Raw genomic sequence first — 15,105 nt, forward strand, 5'->3', positions numbered from 1 at the left:
CTTCTACGTCGGGGAGTTATATATGCATTTGGCGGATTATCCACAGCGTCGTTATAACCCTCTTGCAGGGGAATGGGTTCTGGTGTCACCCCATCGAACCAAACGGCCCTGGCAGGGACAGGTGGAAAAACCTACTATAGACACCCAACCAACCTATGATCCAACCTGTTATCTTTGCCCCGGGAATGAACGGGCGGGGGGAGTAAAAAATCCCGTATACCAGGATGTCTTCGTATTTCCCAATGATTTTGCGGCCCTTTTGCCGGAGGTCCCTTTGGAATCCCTCGAGGAAGGGGGTGGTCTTCTTACGGCCCGTACCGAACGGGGACGATGTGAGGTTCTTTGTTTTTCTCCCCGTCACGACCTTACCCTTCCCCGGATGCCGGTAGAACAAATAGAAAAGGTAATTCGGGTATGGAAAGAACGATACGAAGCCTTAGGCGCGGAGCCCTACATTTCGTATGTACAGATCTTTGAGAATCGGGGATCCATCATGGGCTGTTCCAATCCCCATCCCCATGGACAGATTTGGGCCACCGAACATCTACCGGATTTACCTGCCCGGGAAGATCGCATGCAGCGCTCTTATCAAAAAGAAAAGGCCCACTGTCTGTTGTGCGATTACCTCCAGTTAGAACTACAAAAGCAAGAACGCATCATTTTTGAAAACCCCTCCTTTGTAGCCCTTGTACCTTTCTGGGCAGTCTGGCCTTACGAAGTAATGATCCTGCCAAAGCGGCACATGGCAGCCATTAACCAGTTCACGGACCAGGAAATTCATGATTTTGGAGATGCCCTCAAGCGGATGGGGACTCGCTATGATAATCTTTTCCTTACCAACTTCCCCTATTCGATGGGGTTCCATCAAAAACCAACTAAGGCGGTAACTGCGGAAGGTCCCATAGAACCAGCTCTTCAGGAAGCATCGTGGCATTTCCATGTACACTATTTCCCGCCACTCCTTCGCAGTGCCACGGTACGCAAATTCATGGTTGGTTTTGAACTGCTTGCCATGCCCCAGCGGGATATTACCCCTGAAGCAGCGGCAGAGCGATTGCGGAACCTTTCGGAACAACACTACATGGAACAGCAAGTTGAGGAGACCCATCAATGAAAGCCCAGGAATTACTTCGTCAATTTACCGGTGAAAAGGCCCGCCAGCTCTTCACAGAACTCTATGGGGAAGATGAAGTCGATCGGGCCGTGAATCGATATACCACCCTCTTGCAGCAGAGTATCCAGGCCTTTCCTGAAATAGCCAGTGGTGATGTCCATGTGTTTACCGCCGCGGGGAGAACCGAACTGGGAGGTAATCACACAGATCACAATCAGGGACAGGTACTGGCTGCCAGTATTCAACTGGATGCGGTGGCCTTTGTGGTTCCCCGGGATGATACGCGGGTCATCTTCCGGTCCACCGGCTATCCCGATGTCCTCGTGGATATTGCGGATACCACCATGCGCCCCGAAGAGGAGGGGACCACGGAGGCCCTGCTCCGGGGTATTGCCGAAGAATTCAAGCGACGGGGGCTTAATCTCCGCGGTTTTACCGCCAATGCGGCTTCCACAGTTCTTTCTGGTTCGGGGCTTTCTTCTTCTGCGGCAGTGGAAGTCTTATTTGGAACTATCTTTAATGGATTATACGCCGATGGCCGTTTTGGACCGGTAGAAATTGCCCAGATAGGACAGCGGGCCGAAAACATCTACTTTGGTAAACCCTGTGGGCTGATGGACCAGGTTGCCTGCGCCCATGGTGGAGCGGTAGCCATCGACTTTAAAGATCCGACAAACCCTGTGGTTCGGGGTATCAATTTTAACCTTGCCGATGTGGGATACACCCTGTGTGTAGTAAACACGGGGGGAAGCCATGCGGATCTAACCGCCGACTATGCCGCCGTACCCCAGGAGATGAAAGCGGTGGCCCAGTTCTTTGGGAAATCCGTGTTGCGGGAGCTGGATCGGGCCCTGTTCCTGGAACACCTTCCCAAACTGCGCCAAGCAGTGGGGGATCGGGCTATCCTTCGGGCCCTTCACTTTTTCGATGAGAACGATCGGGTTCAGGAAATGTACAGCACCCTTGAACGGATGGCCGATATGGCCGACCCCACAGAAAAACAACAGGTTTTCCATCGGTATCTAGAACTGGTCCGCGAGTCAGGCACCAGTTCCTGGGAACTCCTACAAAACATCAGCACCCCCCACCATCCAGAAGAACAGGGTATTGCCCTGGCTTTAGGGCTTACCCAGGAATTCTTTAAAACCCATAATTTGCGAGGAGCCTGTCGGGTCCATGGCGGTGGGTTTGCGGGAACTATTCAGGCCTATGTGCCCACCAATGCTCAGGAAGCCTATATCAGATGGATGGAACGGTACTTTGGCGAAGGAGCTGTCCGGCCGCTCTTTATTCGGTCCCGGGGAGCGGTGGAACTTTTCTTTTAAAAGGATCCAGGGAAAGACTCGCTTTTTTCCAAAAAACGGTTTATCCTAAAGGAAAGACAGACGATACTGTAAACGGAAAGAGACGGGGGAGTTTGAGGGGGCCGGAGGATCTTCCTAATGAGGAAAGGTCCCATGGGATTTTAGGGGCCTTCAGGACGAGGGCCCCGGGGGGAAGCCCTCTTGCACAGAAACCCCATCCTGTCCTAGTGATAAAAAAGCGGTCCCTAGTTCGGGGACAGTACGAGAGGAGGAGAAAAGACGTGGCATATCAAAATGCACTCTCCGCATACAAAGAAACGAGAGTACGTACCGCAAGTCCCGGTAAAATTGTGGTGATGTTGTACGACGAGGCGATCAAGCAATTAGACCGGGGCCAGGAATTGTTGCATCAATACCACAGTGCCACCAAAAAAGATCCTTCCAAAATAGAGCACATCAATAAGGCCATCATCAAAGCCCGGGATATCATTACGGAGCTCATGGTATCCCTGGACTTTGAACAGGGTGGCGAGATCGCCCGAAATCTTTTTTCCCTGTATACCTGGTTTAACCGGGAACTTCTGGAGGCAAATTTAGCAAAGGACGAAGAGCGGGTCCGGGCGGTACGGGATATGATGAATGAATTGCGTGGGGCCTGGCAGGAAATCGTAAGTAAGGCAGAAACTGAAGGTCTGGGCCGTTCCACCACAGGTATTAATATCGCGGGGTAAGGGCTGTAGGAGACATGAACCAGAGCGCACCCAGGAAAATACAGACGGAACTCTCAGAAGAGGAACTGGCCCAACGGGTAGCCATACTTAAGCGGTTCCGGGAACTCCTGGTAGAACAGCGCAATCGCTTCCAGCAATACCTGGAAGTGTTAGATAAACAGCGAGATACCATTGAACGGGGCGATACGGAGGCCCTTTTAAGTCACGTAGAACTAGAAGAAAAAATTGTGGGGGAAATTTTTGCGATCCAAAAGGTTATCGATCCCCTGGAAGTGATGTATCGCTCCTGTTATCCCGACCGGGAAGAGGAAATCCCCCCCCTTAAAGAGGCCCTGGAGCACCTAAAACAGGAAGCGATCCAGCGGTCAGAGCAAAACCGAGAGCTCCTTTCCCGACGGATGGAAGAACTCCGGCAGGAGATAAAAGCCCTGCGGGCTAACCCCTTTGCAAAAAGAAAATCCCTTTTTGGGGATAGTGATTCAGCTTCTTTAATTGATATACGAGGATGAGTACTACTAAGGACCCGCTGTTATTGCTTGACGCATACGGGCTTATCTATCGATTCTACTTTGCCTTCATCAGTCGTCCCCTGCGGAATAACCGGGGAGAAAACATCTCGGCCCTTCATGGCCTTTCCCGGTTTGTCTACCAGATCCTGACCGAAGGTTTTCCGTTGCACTCCGGAGATCCCTCCCGGAGTGCAGGTGTGTTCAGTGAAGGGGCTTCCCCCAGTAAGACCACGGAACCATCCACAAAAGTTACAGCGCCATCCCCAAAAGCAACGGGAACAACCCCTGCGATTATCCCCCAGCACATGGCGGTGGTGTTCGATTCTCCGGTGGCCACCTTTCGGCACGAACGATATCCGGAGTACAAGGCTACCCGACAAAAGGCCCCCCAGGATCTCCACGCCCAGGTGCCGCTGGTTAAAGAGTTCTTAGCAACCTTGGGCATTCCCATCCTCCAGGTGGAACGGTATGAAGCGGACGACATCATCGCTACCCTGGCGGAACGGTGCAAAAAGGAAGGGCGATCCTGCTACTTCATTTCGAGCGACAAGGACCTTTTACAGATGGTAGGTGAAGGGGTCTTCCAACTTCGTCCAGCCAAGACGGCAGGCACTAGCGGCAGCATCGCCGTGCAGGTGGTAGGCCCACAGGAAGTAGCCGCAGAATGGGCGGCCCATCCCGGGCAAATTCTGGACCTCTTAGCCCTTACGGGCGACAGTTCTGATAACGTCCCCGGGGTAAAGGGCATTGGCGATAAAACAGCTATCAAACTCATACAAGAATACCACAGCCTGGACAATCTCTATGCCCACATAGATGAAATTGAAGGGGCCCTTCAGAAAAAACTTATCGAGGGCCGAGAAATGGCCTACTTTTCCCGGGAACTTATTCAACTCGTTACCCAGGTGCCCCTCCCTGTACAGGATATTGAAGGGGAACTCCGTCTTCCGCCCCTTCACTTCAGGGAGGCCGGTGAATACCTTAAGCGGCAGGGACTCCGCCAGGTGGCCGCCGCATTTCTGGAACGGAGTTCCACAGAGAAAGAGCCCTCCCCTGTTTCCCAAGCTCAGCCCGAGTTGTGTCCAAGCCCTGCCCCATCCCTTCCTGCAGGCAAGAAGCAAGGCACAGGGCCTGCCAGGGAAACAGCGGGCCAGGCGTTCCTCTTCGAAGAAGTTCCGGCGGATACCTCTCAAGCGGAAGAGTCGGCGGAAGGAAAACTTGAGGGGACACATCCAACAAAGGGAGAAGAGATTCAGATATCCGACAGGGGCACCCTGACAGATAAGCAGGAAAAGGCCCAGAGCGCAACAACACCCTCCTATCAGTGTATTCTAGAAGCACCGGAACTCGAGGCTCTTTTCAGAAAGGCCCGGGAACAGCGCCTCCTCGCTCTGGACTTTGAAACAACCTCCTTAGAAGCCCTTACCACCTGTCCCGTCGGTTTTTCCTTTGCCCTGATGCCCGGAGAAGCCTACTACGTACCCCTCATGTCCCATGGCGTGGGCTCTCCATTCCTCGATCCACCGAAGGGACGGGCTCTTCTGGAAGAGGTCCTGCAGGATCCCCGCATGGTCATCGTGGCCCATAATGCGAAATTCGATTACCAGGTTTCCCGCACCTGGGGCTGTGCTCCCTGGAAGGCCCGTATTTGGGACACCATGGTAGCCGCCTGGCTCTTAGATCCCGACCGGGGGAACTATTCCATGGATGGTATAGTGGCCCAGCATTTGGGGCTCCCGAGTCTCGCGTATGATACGGTGGTCCCCAAAGGAGCCGCTTTTAACGAGGTGCCCCTGGACATGGCCTGTCGCTATTCGGCAGAGGATGCGGATTACGCCCTCAGACTCTACCGCCTTTTCTACGAAAAACTGAACGAAGCGGGGCAGCTAGGCCTCTTCACAGATCTGGAGATGCCCTTGCTTCCCATTCTTGCGGAAATGGAACGGGTAGGGATCCGCATAGACCCCCGGATTCTTCGGGAATACGGGAAGGAACTGGATCAGCAGCTAGCCTCGCTGGAACAAGAGGTATATCGCCTGGTAGGGCATCCTTTCAACATCTCCAGCACCAAACAATTACAGGAAGTGCTCTTTGTAGAACGGAAGCTCCAGGCCACCAAGAAAACCAAGACGGGCTTTTCCACCGATGTGGAGGTCCTTCAGGAATTGGCCCGGGAAGATCCCGTTCCTGCCTACATTCTTCGGTATCGGACCCTTTCAAAACTTAAATCTACGTATGTAGATACCCTCGCTGACCAGGTAGGGAGGGATGGCAGGCTGCACACCCATTTTATTCAAACCGGTACCGCCACGGGCCGCCTTTCGAGCAGGGACCCCAATTTGCAGAACATCCCCATCCGGGACGAAGAGGGCCGGCGCATTCGCCAGGCCTTTGTGGCCGAACCGGGGCAGGTTCTTATTTCCGCCGACTACAGTCAGATTGAACTGGTAATCCTGGCCCACCTCTCGGAAGACCCCGCTCTGTGTGAGGCCTTTCGGCGCGGAGAAGACGTGCATCGTCGCACGGCGGCCCTCCTTTTTGGTGTGCCAGAAGATGCGGTCCAGAGCGACCAGCGGCGAATCGCCAAAACCATCAATTTTGGTATCATGTATGGGATGAGCGCCTTTCGCCTTTCCAGTGAGTTAGGCATCGGCCGCGGTGAGGCCCAGGACTTTATCAATCTTTATTTCGCCACCTATCGGGGCATTCAAGATTTTATCCACCGTACCATTGAAGAAGCGGAAAAAACCGGCTATGTCACCACCCTCCTGGGGAGAAAGCGCTTTATTCCTACGATTACTTCCCGGAACAAAACCGAAAAGGCCGCGGCCGAACGGATTGCCATTAACACCCCTATTCAGGGTTCTGCGGCAGATATTGTAAAACTCGCCATGATCCGGCTGCAAAAGGCCCTGAACGAACAAGCCCTCGAGGCCCGTCTGTTATTGCAGGTCCATGATGAACTTATTCTGGAATGCCCCCGCTCCAGGGCAGAAGAGGTGGCCCAGCTAGTAAAAAGCGAAATGGAAGGGGCCTATGTGCTGAAGGTGCCCCTCCGGGTAGAAGTAGAAATCGGTGAACGCTGGGGGGACTTTCACTGACATGGGCGTACCATCCCTGGAAGGTGTTTCGCCTCTTCGCAGTGAGGGGAAACAAGGCCGTCCCTCGCCTTTTCTTATCGGCCTTACAGGGCCCTACTGTGCGGGGAAAAACTACGTGGCCCGGATTCTCGAGAAGCGGGGGCTTCTGGTCCTTGACGTAGATCGCCTCGGGCACCGGGCTCTCGATCAAGAAAAAGAACGGATCGTCCACCTTTTTGGCCCCGCCATACTTGATGCAACAGGTATGCTAAATCGAAAGGAACTGGGACGCATCGTTTTTGGGGATCCAGAAAAACTGCGGACCCTGGAAGCTATCGTCCACCCCCGGGCAAATGCACTTACCCTGGAATGGATCGAGCAGCACCGGGAGCACCCTCTGGTGATCAATGCGGCCCTGTTACATCGATCCATTGTGTTTGATAAGCTGGCCTTCATCATTCTTGTCACCGCCCCCTGGCCGGTTCGGCTGCTTCGGGGCATCCGAAGGGACCACCTCTCTCTCCGACAGGCCTTGCTCCGGATATGGCAGCAGAGAACATTCTTTACTCAATATAAAAACAAAAATACCGATATATATGTTGTACCAAATCCGGGAATAGGGTGGAAGAAACAAGGGCCCTATAAATTAGAACGCCGGATTGAGAGAATCCTTGTACGGGAGGGGATCGTATAAGATGGAAAACAAGAAACTGTACCTGGCGGTCATCATCGTCGGTATCTTCCTGGTCCTGGTAATTGGGGTATCTCTCCTCGTCTTTTTACCTAAGAAATCAACAACGACGGCATATGCGTCTACAGAGGGAAATCAACTGATTTCTGCAGAAAGCCTAAAGCCTGGTTCAGAAGGAACTGTTTCTCCTGGGACTTCCACTACCCCCGGCGCAACCAGTGAAACACCCCAGTCTTCTTCCACAAAACCAGAAGGAATTCCGCCGGTCAATCCCGGAGAATGGGTAAAGAACCCTCAATCGATCCAGACTATTCCGTCGACCCCTCAGAGCATTACGCAAAGTCGGGGCGATGTAATCATCATTTATGGGGATAATACGGTGACAGGGAGTCGGCCTGTGGTTTCTACAACCACCCCACAGGGCTCTTCTCTTACCATAGAGGTGCCAGGGAAAAATGCGCCCGCCCCTTCCATAAACACCGAAACGACCACGGGGGAAAGACAGGTTGAGCAAAAACAGACCTTAGGGGGTGCGGGAAGCGCCTCTGCCCTAACCGCTGGACCCAGCGAAGGCAGCCGATCTACCACCACCGGTACTCCCACAGTCCCAAAGGGAACAAGCAACAGCACCGCGTCGGCACCAAAAGAGACCGTTCGTACTGCACCCCGCACGTATACGGACTACTGGATCCAGACGGGGGCCTTTACGTCCAAAACAAGGGCCGAAGGTGTACGGTCATCCTTAGCTCAGAGGGGTATAAAATCTTTTATCGAGGTAAAAACGGTAGACAATACCACCTATTACCGGGTGAGGGTAGGCCCCTATACTTCAAAAACCGAAGCGGAATACTGGCTTAAGCTTATTCATTCCCTCGATGGCTTTGCGGAAAGCTACATTAGCAGTGTTACGGTAAAACGCTAAGCACCTTTCCAGAATACAAGTAGAGTAATCCGCCGTTTCTCAAGCACAGGGGAGATTTTCTTTCTATATTTGGGTATGCAGGAACGGCGGGTAATTTTCATGCTATCCCTCTGGATAGGGGGCTGCTTGTACGCATATGCGGTATCTCCCAAGCCAACAAAGGCCCACCCAGCGGCGCCAAAGGGAAAGGCCACCACCATTCAGGAGGCCAGTCCTTTTATTGATTTTCATGTAAAAAGTAGGGGGGCCATAACCACCAACGGGACGATGCAGCAACAGTTTGATCTTGCTACGCAGATTCGCCCCATTTCATTTTTAAGTCGGGGGATCTTTTTTTACACCTGGTCCGATTGGACAGTCCCCCAGGAAGTAACGATCCCCATCCCTAATGTAGGACTGTTCCATGGGCCCACCGGTTCCCGCTTTCTTTTTGGCAACTGCACCATCCAGGGTCTTGAAAGCCGTATCACCAACCCTATGGGGAAAGACCTAACGGGTCCTTTCTCTTATAGATCTTCAACGGCAATCCTTGCCACAAGCCCAAGTTCTTCGGGGAAAGAAGAATGGTATGGTAAAATCGTGGTCCCCCTGGGATCTTTTGTGGAAGGCACTTCGTTTGTTCACATCGATGCCCAGAATTTTCCCTGGGGGACCTATGGTACAGGGGTCTCCTTTCTGCTGCCTCAGCATCAAACGTTCGCCATAGAAGGGCTATATTACCGGGGAACTGTAGAAGCCCCTACGGCTACAACCTGGTTTTCAGCGGTTCCCCTTCTTCCTGCCCATCCGTTTGAAGTATGGGCGGGAACCCTGTGGTATCGTGGCACAGCAGGGAGTGGCGGGCTTTCCCTGGCCTATTCGTCCACCTACTTTGGAGAAACCGGCTGGTATATGCATGGGGCCGTCCGCTATGCACCCGCCCCCTGGGAACTCCGCCTTGCTGGCGATGGTATTCTAGGGGCATACAGAAGTCCAGGTGGGGAATTGCAGAGTAGGAACTATCGACTTCAAAGTTTTTTTGGATACATCCCAAGACGGCCAAGCAAAGGGAGTCCCCTCTCTTTCTCTGAAATTGGATGGTCCCTGGTTTCTCAAGTAGAAGGGAACAGCGATACACTATCTATTCATACCATAAAAATCTCAGGGACCGTACGGGATAACTACCGACGTTTTTTCTTTGTCCCCCAGGAAAGCACCTTTTCGTATAAAAGAGTATACACGGATACTATCATCCAGGATACGTATAGCCTTTCAATAGTTACTTCCCTCGCCCATCTTCAAATTCGGAATACCCTGGAAACCTGGTGGCAATCCTCTTCACCAGTAAGTGGGGACCCCGCCCTCCTATTCAAAGACCTTTCAGAAAAACTAACCCTTGCCTACCGGTGGCAGAGAATAGGGTTTTCTGCAACGACCTTGTGGAGATACCGCTTCCCCGACGAAATCGTCACCGGTGAGTATACCCTGGCCCTTTCAGCGGTGATACGTTCTTTCTCCCTATCCCTTGAGGGGACCTATACTTCCCCTACCAATACCTACGAAGCCACCCTGTCGTGGAGGAGCAAATGGTAATCCTCTGTATACGCTCTCTGGTATAAAGGAGTGCGCAAAAGGTAGCTTTCCTCTTCAATCTTCAAAATAAGGGGGGGCATCTTTAAAGTCTCAATGCAACCCCTTGAAATTCTCTGCATTTATTACTATACTCTGCAAACTGGAAGTAAAGTACAAGTCGCTTCCGAATCATTTCCATCAAAGCGAGCACAAAAGTAGTCTTGTTTCGCCACCGGAAGTGCAGTACCAACAAAAGGGGAGCCCTGTCATATCAGATTTCCCTTCCCGGGGCACAGTAATACTGAGCAAAGCCAAGCCCGCCAGGATGTGCGGGAACCTATAACAAGGACGAGAGGTAGATAAGGAGATGGGCATCGATATTACAAAGATGCGGAATATCGGAATCAGTGCACATATCGATTCTGGTAAAACGACCCTTTCTGAACGAATTTTGTTTTACACTAACAAAATTCACGCGATTCACGAAGTAAAGGGTAAAGACGGTGTGGGTGCCACCATGGATCACATGGAACTGGAACGGGAACGGGGTATTACCATCCAGTCTGCGGCAACCCAGGTTACATGGAAAGGATACACTATCAACCTGATCGATACTCCCGGTCACGTGGACTTTACCATCGAAGTAGAGCGCTCCCTTCGGGTTCTGGATGGGGCTATTCTTGTATTGTGCGCCGTTGGGGGAGTCCAGTCCCAGTCCATTACGGTAGACCGTCAGTTGAAACGGTACCATGTACCTCGCATTGCCTTTGTGAACAAGTGCGACCGCACCGGGGCGAACCCCTTTAAAGTGCGGATGCAGCTCCGGGAAAAACTAGGGCTGAATGCGGTACTCCTGCAAATCCCTATTGGGCTCGAGGATAAGCTAGAAGGTCTTGTAGACCTTATTAGCCAGAAAGCGGTGTACTTTGACGGAGACCAGGGGACCCAGGTACGTTACGCGGAAATTCCTGCCCACCTTCAGGCTGATGCGGCAAAGTACCGGGAAGAACTGCTCGACGCCCTGTCCATGTTCAACGATGAACTGGCAGAACTCTATCTCGGTGGTGAAGAAATCCCTGAGGAACTCATTCATGCTACTATCCGGAAGGCTACCATCGCCGAGCAGTTTGTTCCCGTCATGATGGGATCAGCTTACAAGAACAAGGGGGTGCAGTTGCTTCTGGATGGAGTAACCCGGTATCTTCCTGATCCGACGGAAGTAAAGAATTATGCCCTCGACCTTGATAACAATGAGGCCCAGGTAGAGCTTAAGGCCGATGAGAATCTACCCACGGTGGCCCTCGGCTTTAAGCTTGAAGATGGCCAGTACGGACAGCTTACCTATGTCCGAATTTACCAGGGGGCCATCAAAAAAGGAGATGAACTGTACAACAGCCGGGCCCGCAAGCGCTTTAAGGTGGGACGGCTGGTCCGTATGCACGCAAACCATATGGAAGATATCAACGAAGGGGCACCGGGAGACATTGTGGCCCTCTTCGGTATTGATTGTGCCTCGGGGGATACCTTCTGTTCACCCTCCATCAACTATGCGATGACGAGTATGTATGTTCCTGAACCCGTCATTTCGCTGGCTATCACCCCCAAGGACAAAAAATCGGCCGATCAGATGTCCAAGGCCCTCAATCGGTTCACCAAAGAGGACCCGACCTTCCAGGCCTATGTGGATCCTGAATCGAACCAGACCATCATCAAGGGGATGGGAGAACTGCACCTGGAAGTGTATATCGAACGGATGCGGCGGGAATACAAGTGCGAAGTTGAAACCGGCATGCCCCAGGTTGCCTATCGGGAAACCATTACCCAGCGGGCCGAGTTTAACTATACCCATAAAAAACAGACCGGTGGTTCTGGTCAGTATGGTCGGGTAGCAGGATATATGGAACCCCTGGAAGACAAGGACTACGAATTTGTAGATATGATTAAAGGGGGAGCCATCCCGAATGAGTTTATCCCCAGCTGTGACAAGGGCTTCCGGGAAGCTATGAAACGGGGGACCCTCATTGGATTCCCGATTGTAGGGGTCCGGTGTGTTATTAATGATGGTCAGTCCCACCCCGTCGACTCTTCGGATATAGCCTTCCAGCTTGCGGCTATCGGTGCCTTCCGGGAAGGATACGCCAAGGCCAAGCCCTGCATTCTTGAACCTATCATGAAGGTTTCCGTCGAAGGACCCACCGAATTTCAGGGAAATATTTTTGCCTCAATTAATCAGCGTCGTGGTATAATAACCTCATCCACTGAGGAAGGGACCTACTGTAGGGTGGAAGCGGAAGTGCCGCTGAGTGAAATGTTTGGTTATTCCACGGTCCTTCGCTCCCTTACCCAGGGGAAAGCGGAATTTACCATGGAATTCCTCAAATACGGTAAGGTTCCATCCAGCATCTCCGAGACCCTTATTAAGGAGTATGAGGAGAAGCGAAAGAAGGAACAACAGAAATAAGGAGAGGTTAGATGATCAAACAGGAACTCATTCAACGCAGTCCCGTCCGGATCTTTGAAAAGTCTATCCACGGGGGGCTTAAGGCGGGAGAGATCGGGATCATTGCGGCGCGCAAAGGAATTGGAAAGACCTCCGTCCTCGTACAGATAGCCCTGGACAAACTCATGCAGGGGAAAAAAGTTATTCATGTCTCGTTTACTCAGCATACTGATTATGTGCTTGCCTGGTATGAGGATATCTTTTCCGAAATATCCCGTAAGAAGAACCTTGAACATCCGGTAGAAGTCAAAAATGAACTGGTAAAGAACCGGGTTATCATGAATTTCAATCAGGATGGGGTAACGATCGATCAAATCATTCGAAGTCTTCGGGCCATGATAATCGAAGGAGGCTTTGCGGCAGATGCGCTTATCATCGATGGTTTTGACTTTTCCCGCACGACCATCGAACATCTTTCAAAGATGAAATCCTTCGCAAAAGAATTGGGACTTGAGATTTGGTATAGCTGTAATGTGGGTACAGAAGAGCCGGTCTATGATAAAAACAATATTCCCCTTATTTTAAAGGATTACATCGAATTATTAGACATCATTGTTATTCTTGATCCCAAGAGTGATTACATTCATCTAAAGGTGGTAAAAGATCGAGGGATTATGAATCCCACCGACTTAGAACTGCAACTGGATAGTAAAACACTCCTTATTGCAGAACGGTAAGAACTCTCGAGAGGGCTGGCAAGAAAACTATGAGATATGGGGCTTCCTCGAGAAGCCCCTTTTTGTTTAGCTATCGATATCAGTCAATAATTTGACAAAGGCCGTAAAAATATTACTTTTGACTTTTTTTAAAAAGAAAATTTTATTATAGTGAAAGTAATGATAACCTGTTATAAAAGTTATAAGATAGGAAAGTTTCTTCATTTCTTTTTGGTTGCATTAAATGGCAATTCCTGCTATACTAAACCGGTTTAATGGAGGATTTATGGTTCGAAGAAGTGGCATCCTATTGCATCCTACATCCCTTCCCGGTCCCTATGGTGTTGGTGACATAGGGAAGAACGCCTTTCGGTTCATTGACTGGCTCGAAAAGGCAGGACAAACCCTCTGGCAGGTCCTTCCCCTGGGGCCCACTGGCTATGGGGATTCTCCTTATGCATCCTTTTCTACCTTTGCAGGGAATCCCCTCCTCATTGGACTCGATATTCTTATTGAAAAAGGCTATCTTTCCGAAGGAGATTTAGCAGACTGTCCTGTTCATAATCAGGAATATATTGACTATGGAACTATCATTCCCTGGAAGTTTGACAAACTTTGCAAAGCGGCTCAGCTTTTCCAGGAAAAAGCTTCAGAAAAGGAAAAGGAGGCCTATAAACTCTTTAGGGATCAAGAAGCCTGGTGGTTAGAGGATTACATCCTTTTTATGGATATTAAGGATGTATATGATAAAAAAGCTCAAGACGAAGGACGTTTCGGAGCCATGTGGTCAAACTACTGGCCTCGAGAACTTGCTCTTCGGGACCCCCAGGCGATCCAACAGTGGAAAGCGGACCCGGCTCATCAAAAATCGATGGAAATTCGGGCAGTCATTCAATATTTCTTTTTCGATCAATGGCATACCCTTAAAGAATATGCAAACCGCAAGGGTATCCGTATCATTGGGGACATTCCTATTTTTGTCGCCGCCGATTCAGTTGATGTATGGGCCCATCGAGAACTGTTTCAGATAGATGAGAAGGGTCAACCCCTTGCCGTAGCGGGAGTCCCGCCGGATTATTTTTCCAAGACAGGTCAATTATGGGGAAATCCGCTCTATAACTGGGAAAAACATAAGGAAGAAGGCTTTGCCTGGTGGATACAGCGAATACAAGCTAATCTTAGACTGTACGATTATCTCAGGGTCGACCATTTCCGGGGTTTCGAAGCCTATTGGGCAGTTCCTTTTGGGAACCCTACGGCAGAACATGGTAGATGGGAAAAAGCGCCTGGTCATGAATTCTTTAAAAAACTAAAGGAAACTTTAGGAGAAATTCCTATTCTCGCAGAAGACCTAGGGTTTATAACCGAGGAAGTCCGAGACTTGCGGGACTCTTTTGGGTTACCGGGAATGAAAATCCTTCAATTTGCCTTTGATGCGAATGAAAACGGGAAGGATGGAAACACCCTTAACGATTTTCTACCCCACATGTATAACCCCAATAGTGTAGTCTATACAGGTACTCACGACAACGATACCCTTAAGGGATGGATAGAAAAAGCAAGCAAAGCTGAAATCGATTTTATTTACCGCTATCTTGGATATACTCCGGAAAATCTTACGAAGGCCCTTATCAGACTTGCGATGGCATCGGTCAGCAAATTCTGCATCATCCCTCTACAGGATTACCTCGGACTAGGTTCAGAAGCCCGGATTAACACCCCTTCTACTCTCGGCTGTAATTGGAAATGGAGGAGTCTCGAACATCAGTATACCCAGGAACTGGCCCGAGAAATACGGGAACTCTCCCGGCTTTATGGACGCAATATAGAAAAATCCTAAGACATGCGTGTCCGGGCTGGCCAAAAATTGAAGGCTAGCCCTTTTTTGTTTTCTGGACCCAATACAAAATACAGGAACAAGCAGAAAAAGCTAGAAAGACCCTACCGTAAAGGTGGCACCGATACAGTACCCAGAGGTGGCCACTCGCCGCCCCTTATCTTGGCTAAGTGGGCCGGTTATACCGGGGGTGGGAAATAAAAAAAGCCT

11 protein-coding genes are annotated in these 15,105 nt (G+C 50.8%); all 11 read left to right on the plus strand.

Features of this window, described 5'->3' with window-relative positions; genetic code table 11:
- The first annotated feature begins 22 nt into the window (after window positions 1-22).
- The 11 genes from C5O22_RS08655 to malQ all read left to right on the plus strand — a co-directional run bounded on the left by C5O22_RS08655 (window position 23) and on the right by malQ (window position 14,898).
- Window positions 23-1,114 (plus strand): UDP-glucose--hexose-1-phosphate uridylyltransferase, encoded by a 1,092-nt coding sequence (locus tag C5O22_RS08655; RefSeq protein ID WP_132780960.1) that lies wholly within the window; start codon window positions 23-25, stop codon window positions 1,112-1,114.
- Window positions 1,111-2,439 carry a galactokinase gene (locus C5O22_RS08660; protein WP_132780962.1) on the plus strand — a complete coding sequence of 443 codons (1,329 nt, stop codon included), beginning with the start codon at window positions 1,111-1,113 and terminating at the stop codon, window positions 2,437-2,439. Before C5O22_RS08655 ends, C5O22_RS08660 begins: the two co-directional genes overlap by 4 nt.
- 260 nt (window positions 2,440-2,699) lie before the next feature.
- A complete protein-coding gene (fliS, locus tag C5O22_RS08665) occupies window positions 2,700-3,149 on the plus strand; it encodes a flagellar export chaperone FliS (protein WP_132780964.1) in 450 nt (149 codons plus the stop codon).
- Between the two features lie 14 nt (window positions 3,150-3,163).
- Window positions 3,164-3,658: a flagellar biosynthesis protein FlgN gene (locus tag C5O22_RS08670; RefSeq protein WP_132780966.1), complete on the plus strand. Its 495-nt coding sequence runs from the start codon at window positions 3,164-3,166 to the stop codon at window positions 3,656-3,658.
- Window positions 3,655-6,759, plus strand: coding sequence for a DNA polymerase I (polA, locus tag C5O22_RS08675; RefSeq protein WP_132780968.1), 3,105 nt, complete (start codon window positions 3,655-3,657; stop codon window positions 6,757-6,759). Before C5O22_RS08670 ends, polA begins: the two co-directional genes overlap by 4 nt.
- 1 nt (window position 6,760) lies before the next feature.
- A complete protein-coding gene (gene coaE, locus C5O22_RS08680) occupies window positions 6,761-7,432 on the plus strand; it encodes a dephospho-CoA kinase (RefSeq protein WP_132780970.1) in 672 nt (223 codons plus the stop codon).
- A gap of 1 nt (window position 7,433) precedes the next feature.
- Entirely contained in the window at window positions 7,434-8,351 is a 918-nt protein-coding gene (locus C5O22_RS08685) for an SPOR domain-containing protein (RefSeq protein ID WP_132780972.1), read from the plus strand.
- A 75-nt stretch (window positions 8,352-8,426) separates the two neighbouring features.
- On the plus strand, window positions 8,427-9,923 hold the full coding sequence (locus tag C5O22_RS08690) for a hypothetical protein (protein WP_132780973.1): 1,497 nt from the start codon (window positions 8,427-8,429) through the stop codon (window positions 9,921-9,923).
- A gap of 346 nt (window positions 9,924-10,269) precedes the next feature.
- The gene (fusA, locus tag C5O22_RS08695; RefSeq protein WP_132780974.1) at window positions 10,270-12,363 is read left to right on the plus strand and encodes an elongation factor G; all 2,094 of its coding nucleotides are present in this window, start codon (window positions 10,270-10,272) and stop codon (window positions 12,361-12,363) included.
- An 11-nt stretch (window positions 12,364-12,374) separates the two neighbouring features.
- Window positions 12,375-13,079 (plus strand): AAA family ATPase, encoded by a 705-nt coding sequence (locus C5O22_RS08700; RefSeq protein WP_132780976.1) that lies wholly within the window; start codon window positions 12,375-12,377, stop codon window positions 13,077-13,079.
- 265 nt (window positions 13,080-13,344) lie between these two features.
- Window positions 13,345-14,898, plus strand: a complete 1,554-nt coding sequence (gene malQ, locus C5O22_RS08705) for a 4-alpha-glucanotransferase (protein WP_132780977.1) — start codon at window positions 13,345-13,347, stop codon at window positions 14,896-14,898.
- Window positions 14,899-15,105: the final 207 nt, after the last annotated feature.

This window comes from Treponema sp. J25 (assembly GCF_004343725.1).
GTDB lineage: Bacteria > Spirochaetota > Spirochaetia > Treponematales > Breznakiellaceae > J25.

What these genes read in the sequence shown, in the direction of transcription:
- C5O22_RS08655 (WP_132780960.1), top strand. Translation starts at nt 23, where the DNA reads ATGCATTTGGCGGATTATCCACAGCGTCGTTATAACCCTCTTGCAGGG.
- C5O22_RS08660 (WP_132780962.1), top strand. Translation starts at nt 1,111, where the DNA reads ATGAAAGCCCAGGAATTACTTCGTCAATTTACCGGTGAAAAGGCCCGC.
- C5O22_RS08670 (WP_132780966.1), top strand. Translation starts at nt 3,164, where the DNA reads ATGAACCAGAGCGCACCCAGGAAAATACAGACGGAACTCTCAGAAGAG.
- polA (WP_132780968.1), top strand. Translation starts at nt 3,655, where the DNA reads ATGAGTACTACTAAGGACCCGCTGTTATTGCTTGACGCATACGGGCTT.
- coaE (WP_132780970.1), top strand. Translation starts at nt 6,761, where the DNA reads ATGGGCGTACCATCCCTGGAAGGTGTTTCGCCTCTTCGCAGTGAGGGG.
- C5O22_RS08685 (WP_132780972.1), top strand. Translation starts at nt 7,434, where the DNA reads ATGGAAAACAAGAAACTGTACCTGGCGGTCATCATCGTCGGTATCTTC.
- C5O22_RS08690 (WP_132780973.1), top strand. Translation starts at nt 8,427, where the DNA reads ATGCAGGAACGGCGGGTAATTTTCATGCTATCCCTCTGGATAGGGGGC.
- fusA (WP_132780974.1), top strand. Translation starts at nt 10,270, where the DNA reads ATGGGCATCGATATTACAAAGATGCGGAATATCGGAATCAGTGCACAT.
- C5O22_RS08700 (WP_132780976.1), top strand. Translation starts at nt 12,375, where the DNA reads ATGATCAAACAGGAACTCATTCAACGCAGTCCCGTCCGGATCTTTGAA.
- malQ (WP_132780977.1), top strand. Translation starts at nt 13,345, where the DNA reads ATGGTTCGAAGAAGTGGCATCCTATTGCATCCTACATCCCTTCCCGGT.